The organism is Arhodomonas aquaeolei DSM 8974, assembly GCF_000374645.1.
GTDB lineage: Bacteria > Pseudomonadota > Gammaproteobacteria > Nitrococcales > Nitrococcaceae > Arhodomonas > Arhodomonas aquaeolei.
In genome coordinates this window covers 1-15,632 of record NZ_KB894830.1, presented here as the reverse complement: position 1 = coordinate 15,632, position 15,632 = coordinate 1, and the positions used below count along the sequence as shown (strand labels likewise).

Here is a 15,632-nt window from a genome sequence, read left to right as displayed (position 1 = left end):
GGCCATCGCCCCGCCTCCACCCGGGGCAGCACCGGCAGCAGCGCCGACGAGGGATCGGGACTCAGCCAGCGCAGCGTCGCCTGCAGGGTCCACGCCGGCATCGCCCGCCATCCGGCGGCCTTCAACGCCTCGTCCAGCGCGGCTACCCGCCCCTGCCATATCCGGGTGCCCGGGGATTCCAGCCCGGGCGTCGAGCACAGCGCAGAGGCGGTCACCGGCGTCCGGTCCTGCACGGCGGGATATCGCGCCAGCCCGTCGGGGTAGCTCAGCAGGCCGTTGACCAATGCCCCCACAGTGAGCGCTGGCACGGCGACGGTCAGCACGCGGCGGCGCAGCCCGGGCGGGCAGCGCCCGGGGCCGAGCAGTGCCGGCAGGCCGCCGCCCACCACGCCCAGGGCCAGGCCGGCCACCAGGTCCCGGGGCCAGTGCACGCCGAGACCCAGGCGGGTCAACGACACGGTCACCGCGAAAATGCCGGCGGCGGCGAACAGCCAGCGCCGCCCCCGCCAGGCCGGCGGTGCCACCAGGACCGCCGTGGCGACGACGAACACCGCGATCCCGTAGCTGTGACCGCTGGGAAAGGCAAAGCCGAACGCCTCGCCGGTGAGCGCGCCGGGCCTCGGCGCTGCATAGAGCGCTTTAAGGACGTAGCCGAGCGCGACCGTGCCGGCGACCGACCCTGCGTACACCGCCGCCGCCCGTCCCCGGCGGGCGATGGCCAGTGTCGCCGTCACCGCAGCCGCGGCGATGGCAACGGCGAGCGTGCTGCCGAGCTGTGTCACCAGCCACAGGAGTATCCGCAGGAGGGCACTGCGATGGGCATCGAGGACGTCGAGGACGTCCTGTTCCCACCCGGCCGGCAGCGGATACCGGAGCGCGACGCCCTGGGTCACCAACAGCGTCACCAGCGCCACCAGCCAGAGCATGCCGGCTGGGTGACGCAGGCCGCGCAGCGGCCGGGCCCCGGGCCGGCGATGGAGCAGGCGCACGGCGGTGCGACGGAACACCGGCCGTAGCCAACCCGGCAGCCGCCATGCCAGCCACGCGAGGATCAGCGCTGCCACTACCAGGGTCACCAGCCGGGTGGCCACGCTCGCGGCCACCGCGAGGGAGGCCCCGAAGACCATGCCCGGGAGGAGATAGGCGGGCGCCCAGGCCAGCGCCGACGCCACGTTGACCAGCAGGAACCGGCCCCCGGGCATGTCCAGCATGCCCGCGACCGCGGGGATGATGGGGCGCACGGGTCCCACGAAGCGCCCGAGCAGCACGCCCTTGCCGCCGTGGGCGGCGAAGAAGCGCACCCCGCGTTCGAGCAGATCGGGATGGCGGGAGAAGGGCCAGCGCCGGCGCAGCGCGCCGCCGTAGTAGCGCCCGATCCAGAAGCTCAGGCCATCGCCGGCGATCGCGCCGACCACGGACCACGCATACAGCGGCCAGAACGGCAGATGGCCGGTCCCCACCAGGGCACCGGCGGCGAACATCGCCAGCGCCCCGGGGACGAACAGCCCCACGAGCGCCAGCGACTCCGCGAACGCCACCAGCCCGATGAGCGGACCGGCCCAGTGGGCATGGGCCGCGACCCATGCCAGGACCGGCGTCAGCCACTCCACCGCGCCGCAGCCCCAGGCCGGTCAGAGCCCGGCGAAGACGCGTTCCGCCGCCTTGAGCGTGTGCCCGATCGCCGCCTCGTCGTGGGCGGTGGAGACGAACGCGGCCTCGAACGCCGACGGCGCCAGGTACACGCCCGCGTCGAGCATGCCGTGGAAGAAGCGCTTGAACCGCTCGGCGTCGCACGCGGCGACGTCGTCGAAGCCGGTCACCGACTCGGCGTCGGTGAAAAACAGGCCCATCATCGTCCCCACCTGGTTGGTGGTGAACGGCACGCCCGCTGCCCGGGCGCGCTCACGCAGGCCCTGGGTGAGCTGCCGGGCGGTCTCCTCTGCCCCCGCCCAGGCACCCTCGCGGGCGAGCACGTCCAGCGTCGCGATACCGGCGGCCATGGCCACCGGATTACCGGAAAGCGTACCGGCCTGGTAGACCGGGCCCTCCGGGGCAAGGTGGGACATCACCTCGCCGCGGCCGCCCACGGCGCCCACCGGCATGCCGCCGCCGATGACCTTGCCCAGACAGGTGAGATCCGGGGTCACGCCGTAGTGGGCCTGGGCCCCGCCCGGGGCGACCCGGAAACCGGTCATGACCTCGTCGAAGACCAGCAGCGCGCCACTGTCATCGCACAGCCCGCGCAGCCCCTCGAGGAAGCCGGGGACCGGGGGCACGCAGTTCATGTTGCCCGCCACCGGCTCGACCATCACCGCGGCGATCTCGTCACCGTAGCGGCTGAAGACCTCGCGGGCGGCCTCGATGTCGTTGTAGGGCACGGTCAGCGTGCCCGCCACCACGTCCGCCGGGACGCCCGGCGAGCCCGGGATCCCCAGGGTCAGCACCCCGGAACCGGCCTCGACCAGCAACGGGTCGACGTGGCCGTGGTAATTGCCCTGGAACTTCACGATACGATCCCGCCCGGTATAGCCGCGGGCAAGGCGCAGGGCGCTCATGGTCGCCTCGGTGCCGGAGTTGACCATGCGGATGCGCTCGATGGAGGGCACCAGCGACTTCACCCGGCGTGCGAGCTCGGTCTCGGCCACGGTGGGCGCACCGAAGCTCAGGCCACGGGCCGCCGCCTGCTGCACCGCGTCCACCACCTCGGGATGGGCGTGCCCCACCGCCAGCGGGCCATAGGAAAGGACGTAGTCCACGTAGCGGCGGCCGTCCTCGTCCTCGATCCACGCGCCCTCGCCCCGGCGCATGAACGGCGGATCGCCGCCGACGGAACGGAACGCCCGCACCGCGGAATTGACCCCGCCCACGAGGTGCTCGCGGGCCTCGGCGAAAAGCTCGGAGGAACGGCTCATAGTCTCGGTTTCCCAAACGCTGGATCCATGTGTCACCGACCACCGCCCGGTGGCGGCCCGTCCGGTCCGGCGGGCCCCCACGGGGCGGCGATCGCGCTGGCCGCCAGCCGCCTGGCGGCGGCGGCGACATCCGGTGCGGCAAACACCGCGCTGATCACCGCCACGGCATCGGCACCCGCCGCGATGACCTCACCGGCATTGTCCGCATCGATACCGCCGATGCCCACCACCGGCACCGAAAGCCGGCGGCGGGCCTGGGCGAACAGCGACAGCGGGGCGCGCACGGCATCCGGCTTTACCTGCGAGGGGTAGACACTGCCGAAGGCGACGTAGTCCGCCCCGGCGGCCTCCGCCTCCACGGCCATGCCGAACTCGTTGTAGCACGACACCCCGATAACCGCGTCCGGCCCCAGCCGGCTGCGCGCCTCGGCGATCCCGCCGTCCTCCCGGCCGATGTGCACGCCGTCGGCGCCGCTATCCGCGGCAAGCGCCACGTCGTCGTTGATCAGGCACAACGCGCCCGCCGCGCGGCAGACATCGACGACCGCGGTGGCCTCGGCCTGACGCCGCGCCCGGTCATCGCCCTTGTCGCGATACTGCACCACCCGCGCGCCGCCGCGCAGGGCAGCGGATACGGACTCGATCAGGCGCTCCGGGGGCTGCATCCCCGCATCGGTGATGACATAAAGTCCACGGATCAGGGGAGCTGGGCTCATGCGATGCACCACGCTGTCGTCAGGCCGTCGTGGGCCCGAGTGTACTGCCCTGCGCGCGCGACGGCGAGCGCTCCACCCGCGTCGGACGGGCACAGCTGTGGCATTACCCGTGACCGGGTTAGTAAGCTGCCCGGCTGTCAGTTCCACCCAGGATACCCCTCAATGGAATACCGAGCGTTCATGTGCGTCGTCTGCGGCTGGATCTACGAGGAGGAGCAGGGCCTGCCCGAGGCGGGTATCGAACCCGGCACCCGCTGGGAGGACATACCCGAGGATTTCACCTGTCCGGAGTGCGGTGCGGGCAAGCAGGATTTCGAGATGATCGAGATCTAGATCGCGCCGGGCCTCGGGGACCTTCGCGCACGCCACAAGTCCCGGCGCCGGTATCGACGCACGGACACGCGGGCATGTCAGCGAATCGCTTCAGGATGAGCGGGACGGTGGTACATGGCCGGCGCCCGTGACCTCCGCAGACCGTTGCCGGACCGGGGTCCGGCAACACGCGTGAGCACGGGCCAGCGCCGCCCGGGACGGCTGGTCCGCGACGGCACTCACTGACCGGCCAGCCACGGCATGACCGCGCTGACCAGGGGGCTGCCGCTCACGGCCACCGCGGCCAGCACCAGCACAACCGCCAGACCGACCACAAACCGCCGCCGGGGCGGCTTGGGACGCACCCGCGGCCCATTGCTCACCGGCGGGGCCGGCGCCCGCGCCTCAAACCGCGGTGCGGGTCTGGCCGCCTCCGAATCGCCGGCGGGGGCGGTGGAAGCACCGGCGCCACCGGATGCCTTCACCGCGGCACCGTTATCAGCGGACCCGCCGTCCGCCGCGGGGGCCCCCGTGATAGTGGCGCCATCCGGGCGCTGGGCCACGCGGCGATCGACGTTGAGGCCGGCAAGCAGGTGCTCCGCCTCACCGGGACTCACGGATTCCGGCGGCGAACCGGCGGCCTCCTGCGCCTGCTCGGCCTTCTCGTGGGCACCAAGCGAGCGATCACCCTCGATCAGGGTGAACTCATCGGCAAGGTCGTCGCCGAAGGTCACCTCCTGCTGGCCCCAGCCCATCTTCAGCTCGGCCTGGTGCCGGCGCCGGCTCTCCGCGCGCTGGGGCTCCGGGGCGGCGACCCGCTCCTCGGCCTGGCGCTCGCGCAGCCGCGCCTCCAGGGTCTTGCGCCGCTGCTCCGAGGCCTTGAAGCCACGGCGCAGCCGCGACATCTGCTCGTGCCATCGGGCCTCGGTGCGGCGGTGTTGCGCCTTGAGATCATCGTAGACGCGCTCGAGCTCCCGCCGCTCGGCACGCTCCGTGTCCAGCCGGGTCTGCAGCGCGCGGACCTCACGGTCGAGACGGACCAGCTCGGAGGCGGGCGCCTGCCCGGCCGCCTCGGCCTCCTCCTGATCGCGCACCAGGGTGGCATAGCGGCGCTGTGCCTGCTCCGCCTCGCGACGGACCGCGGCCAGCTCGTCGGCCAGCCTTGCCGCCTCCTCCTCGGCGCGTTTGCGCCGCCCGGCCGCATCGGCCTGGCTGCGCACCATCTCCGCCTCGGAACGCTGCCGCAGCGCCTCGAGCTCGCCCCGGTAATAGGCCGCCATCTCGTCGACGCGCGCCCGCGCCTCGGCCAGCTCCGCACGCAGCCGGGCGATCACCGTCGGCGAGGATTCGGCCGTGGCCGTTTGGCTCATCCCTGTTCTCCCCCACCAGACCAACGTCAGCCAGGGGCGGTCAGTAGCCCTCGCAGTCCGTTACCGGCCTAAAGGCCCCGTCGGACAGCCGCCCCACACACGTTTCGTTACCCCCGCCGGGGTGGAGTGTCAACTCTCGCCAGCCGGGAGGCCTGATATCCAGCGCGAATTCCCCGCTGAGCGGTGCAAACTGAATGCACGTAGATGGCGCCCCTAGCAGCCTCACGCCCCCGTACCACCCTTCAAAGGCCTGATGAATGTGTCCCCAAATGACGACAGCCGGCCGTCCGCAGGCGCCCAGCCGGGCGAGCAGGGCCTCGCCGTCGGCAAGGGCGATCCCGTCCAGCCAGCGCGCACCGACGGCAACCGGCGGATGATGGACCGCGACGAGCACCGGCGTGTCCGCGGCGGCGAGATGGCCGTCCAGCCGCTCCAGCTGGGCTGTTCCCAGCCTTCCCCAGGGCTCGCCGGGGACGTGGGAATCGAGGGCGATCACCTGCCAGCCCCCGATGGAGACACTCTCGCGCCAGGTCACCGGCGCCTCGGCAAAGCAACGGGCCATCGCCACCGGGTCGTCGTGGTTGCCGGGGATGACCAGTGCGGGGACACCGGAGTCCGCGAGCCAGCCGCGAAGCCGCTCATAGCCGGCGGCACTGCCGTCGTGGACGAGGTCGCCGGTCGCGACGATGAGGTCCGGCGCCTCCCCGGCCAGGGCGGCATCAAGCACCGCCCGTGCACTCCCGGAGGTAGGCACGCCCGCGAGATCCGCGGCCGGATCCGCGTAGAGGTGGGTGTCGCTGACCTGGAGGACCCGGAGCGGCTTGACGCCCCCCGGGGGCTCTGATGTGTTGTCGCTCATCGAGGTAACCCGGACACGGCAGTCATGAGTAATCGTACCATCGGGATCGACGACACCCTCCTCGACTACCTCCTGCGCGAGGGCGTACGCGAGCTGCCGGTGCAGCGCGAGCTCCGCGAGGCCACCGCCCGCCTGCCCCAGGCCGGCATGCAGGTGGCCCCGGAGGAAGCGGCACTACTGGCGATGCTCGTGCGTCTGACCGGCGCCCGGCGTGTCATCGAGGTGGGGACCTTCACCGGCTACAGCGCCCTGGCGATGGCGCTCGCCATGCCCGAGGACGGCCGGCTGGTGGCCTGCGACCGCAGCCGCGAATGGACCGACATGGCGCAACGCTACTGGGAAAGCGCCGGGGTCGACGGGCGCATCGAGCTGCGCCTGGGGGCCGCCGCCACCACCCTTGACGAGCTCCTCGCCGAGGGTGGCGCCCGGCGGCACGACCTGGTGTTCATCGACGCCGACAAGTCCGGCTATTCGGGCTATTATGAACAGGCATTGAGGCTGCTCCGTCCGGGCGGTCTGGTGGTGGTGGACAATACGCTCTGGCACGGCCGCGTGGTCGATCCCGCCCGCCGCGACGAGGACACCCGGGCGATACGCGCCTTCAACCGCCGGCTGCACGAGGACGAGCGCATCGACCTGTGCCTGGTGCCGGTGGCGGACGGCGTCACTCTGGCCAGAAAGCGCTGACCGGGCGCATTACCCGCGAGGTCTGCCCGCCCATGCCAAGAGCCCCGTTACTGCCCCTGCTGCTGCTTACACTGACGACCCTCGCGGGCTGCGCCACGACCCCGGCCGGCGGTTCGAGCATGGCCGAGGGACGGGAGGCCTGGCTCGCCGGGGATTACCGGCGGGCGCTGCCGCCGCTCTACCAGGCGGCGCGGGCGGGCAATCCGCGGGCGCAGTACGCGCTGGGCTACATGTACTACTACGGCCAGGGGGTGGTGGCGGACTCCGGGCAGGCGGTGCAGTGGATCCGGCGCGCAGCACGGGCCGGCGACCCCCTCGCCGTGGAGGCGCTGGGACGTCTCGCCGGGAGCGTGACCCTCGATGAACGCACCCGCAGCAGCCCGGCCACGGACGACACCGCGGAGCCGGACAGGCCGGTCCCCGGCGAACCGGATGCGCCCCCGCCGCCCGCGACGACGGAATAGAGACGCGGGGCGGGCACCATCGCCCAAGGGCGCAGCGGCGCCATTCGATAGACCGCGGGAGACGGGGAGCCGTCCAGGCCTGCGGCATAAAGCGTCTCTGAGCGCGCCTCCGCGGGATGTTGGCTGCCAGGAGCAGCCAACATCCTGCTCCCGGCGCACGGCCTGGCATTGCCGTTAACGGGGATGACGACGGCCGTCGGCAACCACACGGAACGCCGCACACCGGCGGTGCGCGACCTACAGCCCCGCTACGCATAGCCAACCCCCGCCCGGCCGCGCCCCCGGGTAGGTCGGGCGCGGCCGCAGGCCGTGTGCGACATCGCCCCGACGCTCCTGCCCCGCTCGTCACGTGCCCGACCACGCCCGGGGCGCCGGGCGAAGGGTCACGCGGGACGGGAGACGGCGCACGCCAGTGGCGCGCGACCTACGCGTAGCGAAGTCTCCTGGGCCCCCGGACTAGAAGTCCAGACGCAGGCCCACGTGGACGGAGGAGTCCAGCGTCTCGGTGTCGTCGGTCTTGCCGTTGCCGACGCGGACATTGCGGTAACCGAGGTACGCGTGGGCGTTCTTGAGCACCAGGTACTCCGCACGCACGCCGACCTCGGTGTAATGATCGACGTCGCCACCGGAGGTCACGTCCGGCGCGAAGTAGCCGTGCCCGGCGAAGGCGAGGCGGTTCCACTGCGGCGCGGTCCACTCGAAGCGCCCACCGAGCCCGACCGCTGCGCCGTCGGCGTCACGGCGGTCGAGGTCGGCGTAGAACAGCTTCCCGCCGATACCCACGTTCAGGGCACCACGGCCCGCCGCGGCGTCGTTCACCATGAGCAGCCCGGCACCGAGGACCTCGCCGTTGTCCTGGTGGTGAAGCCAGTCGGCGTTCACCTCCAGGCCGTCCCCGGACTGGAGCTGGTGGCGGCCGCCAAAGCGGAGGGCGTCGTCGCTGAGATTGAGGTCCAGCGAGGACGCCGTCGCCGCCGCGCTGGCGAGCAGCGTCGAGGTCAGTGCGACCGCGCGAACTGCATTCTTCATCGATTCACTCCTGGGATACGTAATTTTGGGTGTTCCCCTCCCCCTCCTGTCCGCTGACACAGCGTATGACGGAAAGGTTTCGGAACACAGGGGGACAATCCCGCCCGGGGGCCGGCGGCGCGGGACTGTCATGCATCCGGCGACAGTGCCTCTCCCGCTGCGCCCGACCGGCGACGCATACGGAAGACGAGCTCGTCGAGGGCGGTGAGACCGCGCTCGCGGAAACGCTCGTTGGCCGCCAGCGCCGGCTCGCAGGCGAGCCGCTCGATCTCGAACGCCCCGCCCAGGAGGCCCTCGACCTCATCGGCGGGCACGGAGAACGGCGGGCCCTTCATCTCGGACTGATCGTAGTCGAGGGTTATCAGCAGGCCCCGCGTGCCGTCCGGAAGGATGCGGGCGAGATGCTCCGCGTAGCCCGGGCGCATGTGCGGCGGCAGGGCGATGAGCGCGGCACGGTCGTAGACGGCGGCAACGTCCGCGAGATCACTCGCGCGCAGATCGAAGAAATCGCCCTCGTAGAGGGTGACGCCACCGGCGCGCCAGCTCGGGATACGCCCCTCGTGACGCTCCGGCTGCCAGCCCTGCTCGGCGAAAAAGCGCTCAATGGCGGTCGCCGAGAGCTCGATGCCCACGACCTCGTGGCCGAGCCCGGCGAGCCAGGCCATGTCCAGGCTGGCACCGCACAACGGCACGAACACCCGCGCCGGCGGCGCGACACCGAGCTCCGGCCAGTAACGCCGCAGCCAGGGGTTGATATCCGACTGGTGGAAACCGATCTGCCCGCGCTCCCAGCGCTCGTGCCAGAATGCCGTATCCATAGGGGCCTTCCTCTGTTACCCAACCGTTCAGGCGCTGTAGCCCGTTCTCACTCGCTGCGTGTCGGGACACGATCCCGGCGATCCAGCCGGGACACCGCTCGGTGACGCGGACGTGGGGGCCCGACCTTCCCCCGGTGGCAGTGGCTGCCGCCCCCGCAGGCGCGGGGTACAATGGCCTTAGTTTACTAACCCGGCCGCCGGGATTGTCACGCGTCAGCGCGCCCGCGGATCCGGTCGCGGCTGTCGGGACACCCGCCGGGCAGCGACGGGACAGACAGACGACCGCGCCGGCCGGCCGGTGGTTCCGGCAATGCTCCGCCGGGGTGCGTCCGCACGGTTTCCGCCCATGGGCCCGGGATAGAGCCCGCGCACCTGGGACGATCCGCGCACGGCCCCTCATGCGTGCGGCAAAGCCCGCACCCGGCCCGATGGGAGGTGGCCGTACGGATGACCGGCCCGGCAATACCCCACACGCTTTCCCCGGCCCGGCTGACCACACGGCTCGCCGGGATACTGCTGGCACCGCTGCTGCTCGTCGCCTGCGCCGGGGCGGCATGGCAGGTACTGTCAACGGCGGACTTCGGCTATCCGGTGCTCTACCGCTGGCTCGACATCCAGGCGCACATCGCCGAGTACGGGCCACAGAACCGCTACCGCAATGGCTTCGAAACGCTCACCCCGGAGACACACCAGGCCCTGTTCGGTGCGATACTGGACGCGGTGAACCACGGCGGCAAAGGGCTCGGGCGCATCCGCTACCGCCCGGCGGGCAGCGCCCGTAGCATACCGATGCTGCGCGCCCCGGAGATCGCGCACCTGCGGCTGGTCGCCGCCGGCGTACAGCGGTTTCTACAAGTGGCGGTCGCCGCAGCGATCCTCGCCGCGGCGGCAACGCTCTGGCTCGCTGCGGCAGGCCACGTACCACCGGCACGGACACTGCTGCTCTCCCTGGCGGTCGGGCTGGCCCTGGTCGCCGCGGCGACAGCGGCGATGTTCGATGCCGGCGGGGGCGGCTGGTTCTCGAGACTGCACGAATGGGTGTTTCCCGCCGGGCATCAGTGGTTCTTCTACTACCAGGAGTCGCTGATGACCACGCTGATGAAGGCGCCGGCCATCTTCGGACCGATGGCCGCGGCACTGGCCGCTGTCACCACCGTCCTGACCGGGCTGGTGCTGGCAGCCGTGGTGGCGACGCTCTCACTGGTGCAGGCCATTCACAGGCGTTGACGGGACAGGATTCATGAGCGAAGGGATGAACGCGGCCGCCGACGGACAGACCCTGCTCCAGCGGCTTCGAGACACGCTCGGCGAGGCGGCCGTGGTCACGCAGCCCGAGGCGCTGGCGCCCTACCTCCACGAGCGCCGGGGACTGTTTCAGGGCCGGTGCCTCGCGGTGCTGCGGCCGGGCGACACCGACGGGGTCGCCGAGGCCGTGCGCCAGTGTGCTGACGCCGGCGTGAGCGTCGTCCCCCAGGGCGGCAATACCGGGCTCTGCGGGGGCGCCGCGCCGGATACGTCCGGCCACCAGGTGATCCTCTCGCTGGAGCGCCTCGACCGGGTGCGCGCCGTCGACCCGGTGGGCCATACCATCACCGTGGAGGCCGGCTGCACCCTGGCGGAAGTGCAGCGCGCCGCCGTCGGGGCGGACCGCCTCTTCCCCCTGAGCTACGCCGCCGAGGCGGAATGCCGCATCGGCGGCAACCTCTCGACGAACGCCGGCGGCATGAACGTCCTGCGCTACGGCAACGCGCGGGACCTCACCCTCGGTCTGGAGGTGGTGCTGGCCGACGGCCGCGTATGGAACGGCCTGCACGCCCTGCGCAAGGACAACAGCGGCTACGATCTCAAGGACCTGTTCATCGGCGCCGAGGGGACGCTGGGCATCATTACCGCCGCGGTGCTCCGCCTCTACCCCCGTCCACGCCACCACGCCACCGCCCTGGTGGCGGTGGACGGCCCGGCCGACGCGCTGGCGCTGCTCGCCCTGCTGCGTGGCGAGACCGGCGACGCGCTCACCGCGTTCGAGCTCATGGCGGAGCGGCCGGTGGCCTTCGCCCTGCGCCACGGCGGGGGCTGCCACGACCCGTTCCCGGCACGCTGGCCCTGGTACGTCCTCCTCGACGTCACCAGCTCGCGCCGTCGCGACGACCTGCCCGGGCTGCTCGAGGCCGCCCTGGACGGCGCCCCACACCTCGCGCGGGACTACCGCATCGCCGCCGAGGCGGACGGCCGCGCCGCCCTCTGGGCCCTGCGCAACAGCATCCCCGGGGCACAACGCCGCGAAGGGGCCAGCATCAAGCACGACGTCTCCGTCCCCCTGCCGGCGATCCCGGCGTTCCTGGAACGGGCCACGGCAACGGTAACCGAGCGGCTGCCGGGCATCCGCCCCTGCCCCTTCGGCCACGTCGGCGACGGCAACATCCACTTCAACCTGAGCCAGCCGACGGACATGGACCCGGCGGCCTTCCTGGCACGCTGGGACGAATTCAACCGCCTGGTGCACGACATCGTGGCGGAGCTGGACGGCTCCTTCGCCGCCGAGCACGGCGTCGGGCAGCTCAAGCCCGGCGAGGTGGAGCGCCTCAAGCCCGCGGTCGAGCGGGACATGATGTGGGGCATCAAGGACGCCCTGGACCCGGGGAACCGCCTCAACCCGGGCAAGGTCGTACCGCCGCGCACGCGCTGAACCGGCGGGTGACTGCTGGCTGCGCGTGTCGGCTGCCAGGAGCAGCCGACCTACTGATGCCCGACGGTGGCAGGTCACCTAGCGGAAGACCCGTGGGTCGTGCACGGCCGCGGGCCGTGTGCGACGTCCTCAATGACCGAGCCGGGATGTCGCACGCCTGCGGCGCACGACCTACAGCGCAGGCCCGCCGGTGAGGGTCACGCAGGTTGGCTGCTCATGGCAGCCAACATCCCCGCGTGCAACACCGGAAACCCCGGCCGCCAGGAGCTGTCGGTCCACGAAAGATCAGGCGGGGAGGATCGGGAAAGGCGGGAAGGATCGATCAGCCGACGGGCCGGCGGGATGCCGGCCCGTCGATGGCGTGGCCTCAGGCCTTCTTGACCCAGGCGGAGCACCAGCCCTGGGTATTCACCCGCTTGCCGGGGAAGGCGCTGCAGGGGCCCCAGTCGGCGTTCGGGTCGCCGGTGTAGAGCTGGCAGTTGGCGCAGTGCGCCCCTTCCTGGTGAGCGGGGTTGTCCGTGGTGGTGTAGTCGTGGGTATAGCTCAGGGCCTGAGCGGCCGGATCGTCCTCGGCCAGCTTCGGCATGTCGCTCTGCGCGTGGGCCTTGCGCCCGACCATCAGCGTGCTCAGCGGCACCGCCGCGGCACCCAGGAGTCCGGCACGCAGGAAGCGACGACGGCTTTCGTCATGATGATTCTGGGACATAGCTGTCTCCTTACGTCTTGCGGGTAATTCGGGACCGGTTTTGCCCGGCCTCTGTTGATTCCTGCCCCTGCCCCCGTCGCCGGTCGACTCTGCTGGTCGCTAAGGCATGGCTGTCGCTATATCCGACTCGCTCTGTAATCCCGGCTGGGCGTCAATGTAACGCCTTTGCGGGGTGACGTCACGCTTGAGGCTTGGCAACACAATAGGTTGCAACACAAATAACAATGATTATTATTTATGTTCAGGATGCGAAGGAGGGACAGCGATGAGTTACCGCATTGACGCCCGACTGAACGGCTCGAACCCCCAGCTCGAGGTTCGCGACGCGGATTCGGGCACCGTACGACTGCTATGGGAGTACCCCCGGGAGCTGGAAGACAGCAGCGACCCCCTGGCCCGGGAGCTGGCCATCGAGGAGCTGTTCCGGCGGTTGTTCCTGCTGACGACCAAGGACCGCCTGCGCCGGCAGTAGGCGCCCCGGAGACGAACGCGCCCAACGGCGCGCCACCGGCCCCGGGTCCTCGGGGCCGGTGGCGGCCGGGTCAGGCGGTGGCGCGGGCGCGCACGCCGCCGGTAAACGCCCGGGCGAGACGGATCGTCGTCTCGTGCGGGATCTTGCCGATGGGCGCCAGGCTCACACCGACCGGCAGCCCCGGCGCACGGCGCGCACGGTGGGCACTGATCTCCTGCCACGTCCGCTCGATGTGCTCGATGGAACGGTCGGTGACGCCTTCGCCGTCCCCGACGAGCCATTCCTCGAGCTCCGGGGAAATGCTCACGCCGAGCCAGTGCAGGAAGCGGATATTCCGCGGCCCCTTCACCGGGCACATGGTCAGCAGCAGCTCCGGCGGCGTCTCCGGCAGACCGTTATCGACCAGCGCGTCCACCAGGTCCGTGAACTCGTGGGCGTGATAGATGATCTGCGTGGTAAAGAAGTCCACGCCCGTCGCCATCTTGCGACGCATCCGGTCGGCCTCGCCATCCCGTGTGGGGATGCAGATGTTGCCGACCCGCAGGCCGGGCTCGGCGATCGCCTTACGGATCATCTCGTTGGCCTCGGGCACGGACGGCCCGGGGTAGTCCACCCCGCTCTTCTCGCCGCCAACGAGGACGAACTGGCGCACGCCGTACTCCTCCCACGTCTCGCGGAACCAGTCCGCCTGCTCCTCGCGGGTGAGATGCACGACGACACGGTTGATCATCGACTCGATGCCCAGCTCGTCGCGAATCCGGCGGGCCAGGACCCGGGGCTCCATGCGCGGCTCGAAGGGGCGCTTGCGCTCGCCCTTGTCGCTCTTGGAGCTCTCCTCACGGATCTCGGGAATGTTCACGGCGTCGAGACCGACCGCCTCGTTAATGGTCGCGACCTTCTCCAGCGCGGCCTCGACGCCGGCCTCGCTCTCCCGCAGTACGGGCGGGACGACCTCCAGGTGCAGCCCGGCGGGCCGCGTGTCCAGGTTTTTCGGCTGCGTCACGCGTTTCCCCCCTGTATGCTTCGTTAACAGGACACCGCCGCCATGCCTTGCGCAGGCCGGCTGCCGGGCGATCTCCTCACCCCGGCGCCATCGACGGTGTAAATGGATCCGCCTGATATGGCGAAATCAGCTTGATCAGTCTCGGGCGGGAACCCGGGAAGGTCAAGGTTTTTGTGAGTTTCATGAATGCCCCGAATCCGCAAAGTGAAACATTTTCATATTAACGGGAGGCATAGCATGCCCGCGATCCGCCTGCTTACCCTCGCCTGTCTCGCCCTGGTTCTCGGCGCCTGCACGCAGAAACCGCAGTCGCTGGAGCTCTCGCTGAACCCGCCGGAACCGGCCGCGAGCGTCTCCGGCGGCCCGGCCGTCGCTCTCGAGACCGTGGACCGCCGTCCGGACAAGACGCTCGGCACCGTGGCGAGCTACAACGACAAGGGCGACGCACCGATCACGACGGATCAGGACGTCGCCTACGTGCTCAAAGTCGCCACCGGCGAGACGCTCAAGCGCGCCGGCTTTCAGCCGGAGCTGTGGTCCGACAGTGCCTCTCCGCGACTGATCATCGAGATCACGACGCTGAATCATGAGGTCACGGCCGACATCCCCCGCCGGCTCCGCACCGAGGTGACGCTGACCGCCCGTGCCTGGCGCGGCGGGGAGCGTTTCACCGCGAAAGCCACGGCCTCCCACGAGAGCCGCATGGCGACGGCCCCGGGCCCCGAGCGCAATGCCAGTGAGATCGAGCGCGGACTGCGCGACGCCCTGCGCCAGCTCTTCGACCAGCGGCTGGTGGACTTCCTGGCGGGCCGGGGCTGAACCCGACCCGACTGCGCTGGCGTGTCGAATCGGCGGGATGTCGGCTGCCAGGAGCAGCTGACCTACGGCACTGCACCGGCGTGTCAAATTGCAACAGTCGTCGGCCTCCGACCTACCGGAAAGCTACCGGAAACGGTACCCCGGCACACCGCCGGCGATCTCGTGTAGGTCGTGCACGGCCACGGGCCGTGTGCGACGGCTGCCCTGCCGGCAGGCGAAAACGGCTCGCGCGCGCAGACCTCCGGCACCTACGAGGCAACCTTGTGTCGGCTGCCAGGAGCAGCCGACCTACGGGCGCTGCTGCCCCCGAACCCGCGGGTCACCGCCGGCAGCCATGAGCAGCCGGCCTCGTATGTTTCCGCAGCGGAAGACCGGGAGGTCGTGCACGGCCGCGGGCCGTGTGCGACGTCCTCAATGACCGAGCCGGAATGTCGCACGCCTGCGGCGCACGACCTACCGCACAGGCCCGGCGGTGGCAGGTTACGTAGATACCGTCTTACCGGTGTGCTTGCAAGGGGATGTTGGGATCGAAGGATTTGCCGGACTTGAGCACGCCGTGGATGAGGTGGAGGAGCTTTCTGGCGGCGGCGCACACGAGGGACTTGCCTCTTACGCCACGCTGTTTGAGCCGCTCGACATAGGCGCGGATCACGGGGTTGTGTTTCATCGCGCACAGGGTGGGGAAGTACAGCGCCTTGCGCAGGGCGGCGTCGCCGCATTTGGAGATCCGGCGCGGGGCACGCACGCTGGTGCCTGACTCGTAGGGCCTGGGGTCGAGC

At 70.9% G+C, this 15,632-nt stretch carries 17 protein-coding genes; 7 read left to right on the top strand and 10 right to left on the bottom strand.

The window, feature by feature from the left end:
• The 3 genes from C516_RS0117620 to thiE form a co-directional block, all read right to left on the bottom strand.
• The coding region (locus C516_RS0117620) for a VTT domain-containing protein (protein WP_018719740.1) at positions 1-1,610 on the bottom strand (1,610 nt) is incomplete at its 3' end.
• 21 nt (positions 1,611-1,631) lie between these two features.
• The gene (gene hemL / locus C516_RS0117615) at positions 1,632-2,912 is read right to left on the bottom strand and encodes a glutamate-1-semialdehyde 2,1-aminomutase (protein WP_018719739.1); all 1,281 of its coding nucleotides are present in this window, start codon (positions 2,910-2,912) and stop codon (positions 1,632-1,634) included.
• 32 nt (positions 2,913-2,944) lie between these two features.
• On the bottom strand, positions 2,945-3,628 hold the full coding sequence (thiE, locus tag C516_RS20130) for a thiamine phosphate synthase (RefSeq protein WP_051088269.1): 684 nt from the start codon (positions 3,626-3,628) through the stop codon (positions 2,945-2,947).
• Between the two features lie 162 nt (positions 3,629-3,790).
• Between thiE and C516_RS0117605 the strand changes: the two genes are divergently transcribed.
• Positions 3,791-3,961, top strand: coding sequence for a rubredoxin (locus tag C516_RS0117605; RefSeq protein ID WP_018719737.1), 171 nt, complete (start codon positions 3,791-3,793; stop codon positions 3,959-3,961).
• Between the two features lie 218 nt (positions 3,962-4,179).
• On the opposite strand, the gene C516_RS0117600 is transcribed toward C516_RS0117605, so the two are convergent.
• Together C516_RS0117600 and C516_RS0117595 are read right to left on the bottom strand one after the other, a co-directional pair.
• Positions 4,180-5,310 carry a coiled-coil domain-containing protein gene (locus tag C516_RS0117600; protein WP_018719736.1) on the bottom strand — a complete coding sequence of 377 codons (1,131 nt, stop codon included), beginning with the start codon at positions 5,308-5,310 and terminating at the stop codon, positions 4,180-4,182.
• A 40-nt stretch (positions 5,311-5,350) separates the two neighbouring features.
• Positions 5,351-6,169 carry a metallophosphoesterase gene (locus C516_RS0117595; protein ID WP_018719735.1) on the bottom strand — a complete coding sequence of 273 codons (819 nt, stop codon included), beginning with the start codon at positions 6,167-6,169 and terminating at the stop codon, positions 5,351-5,353.
• Between the two features lie 24 nt (positions 6,170-6,193).
• On the opposite strand from C516_RS0117595, the gene C516_RS0117590 reads away from it, so the two are divergent.
• Positions 6,194-6,856 (top strand): O-methyltransferase, encoded by a 663-nt coding sequence (locus C516_RS0117590; protein WP_018719734.1) that lies wholly within the window; start codon positions 6,194-6,196, stop codon positions 6,854-6,856.
• A 32-nt stretch (positions 6,857-6,888) separates the two neighbouring features.
• On the top strand, positions 6,889-7,320 hold the full coding sequence (locus C516_RS20125; protein WP_084594273.1) for a tetratricopeptide repeat protein: 432 nt from the start codon (positions 6,889-6,891) through the stop codon (positions 7,318-7,320).
• Between the two features lie 456 nt (positions 7,321-7,776).
• On the opposite strand, the gene C516_RS20685 is transcribed toward C516_RS20125, so the two are convergent.
• Complete coding sequence (locus C516_RS20685) at positions 7,777-8,349, bottom strand: YfaZ family outer membrane protein (protein WP_018719732.1); 573 nt, start codon at positions 8,347-8,349, stop codon at positions 7,777-7,779.
• A gap of 128 nt (positions 8,350-8,477) precedes the next feature.
• Positions 8,478-9,167 carry a thiopurine S-methyltransferase gene (locus C516_RS0117575; protein ID WP_018719731.1) on the bottom strand — a complete coding sequence of 230 codons (690 nt, stop codon included), beginning with the start codon at positions 9,165-9,167 and terminating at the stop codon, positions 8,478-8,480.
• Between the two features lie 447 nt (positions 9,168-9,614).
• Between C516_RS0117575 and C516_RS20115 the strand changes: the two genes are divergently transcribed.
• The gene (locus tag C516_RS20115; RefSeq protein ID WP_018719730.1) at positions 9,615-10,394 is read left to right on the top strand and encodes a hypothetical protein; all 780 of its coding nucleotides are present in this window, start codon (positions 9,615-9,617) and stop codon (positions 10,392-10,394) included.
• Between the two features lie 13 nt (positions 10,395-10,407).
• Entirely contained in the window at positions 10,408-11,853 is a 1,446-nt protein-coding gene (locus tag C516_RS0117565; RefSeq protein ID WP_245558797.1) for an FAD-binding oxidoreductase, read from the top strand.
• Positions 11,854-12,220: 367 nt separating this feature from the next.
• Here the strand turns inward: C516_RS0117565 and C516_RS0117560 are convergent, their stop codons facing one another.
• The gene (locus tag C516_RS0117560; RefSeq protein ID WP_018719728.1) at positions 12,221-12,559 is read right to left on the bottom strand and encodes a high-potential iron-sulfur protein; all 339 of its coding nucleotides are present in this window, start codon (positions 12,557-12,559) and stop codon (positions 12,221-12,223) included.
• 265 nt (positions 12,560-12,824) lie between these two features.
• Between C516_RS0117560 and C516_RS20110 the strand changes: the two genes are divergently transcribed.
• Entirely contained in the window at positions 12,825-13,031 is a 207-nt protein-coding gene (locus C516_RS20110) for a hypothetical protein (protein ID WP_018719727.1), read from the top strand.
• A gap of 70 nt (positions 13,032-13,101) precedes the next feature.
• Here C516_RS20110 and C516_RS0117550 read toward each other — a convergent pair whose 3' ends face one another.
• A complete protein-coding gene (locus C516_RS0117550) occupies positions 13,102-14,034 on the bottom strand; it encodes a methylenetetrahydrofolate reductase (protein WP_018719726.1) in 933 nt (310 codons plus the stop codon).
• A 237-nt stretch (positions 14,035-14,271) separates the two neighbouring features.
• On the opposite strand from C516_RS0117550, the gene C516_RS0117545 reads away from it, so the two are divergent.
• Positions 14,272-14,853 (top strand): YajG family lipoprotein, encoded by a 582-nt coding sequence (locus tag C516_RS0117545; protein ID WP_018719725.1) that lies wholly within the window; start codon positions 14,272-14,274, stop codon positions 14,851-14,853.
• A gap of 496 nt (positions 14,854-15,349) precedes the next feature.
• Here the strand turns inward: C516_RS0117545 and C516_RS20105 are convergent.
• The coding region (locus tag C516_RS20105; protein ID WP_018719724.1) for a transposase at positions 15,350-15,632 on the bottom strand (283 nt) is incomplete at its 5' end.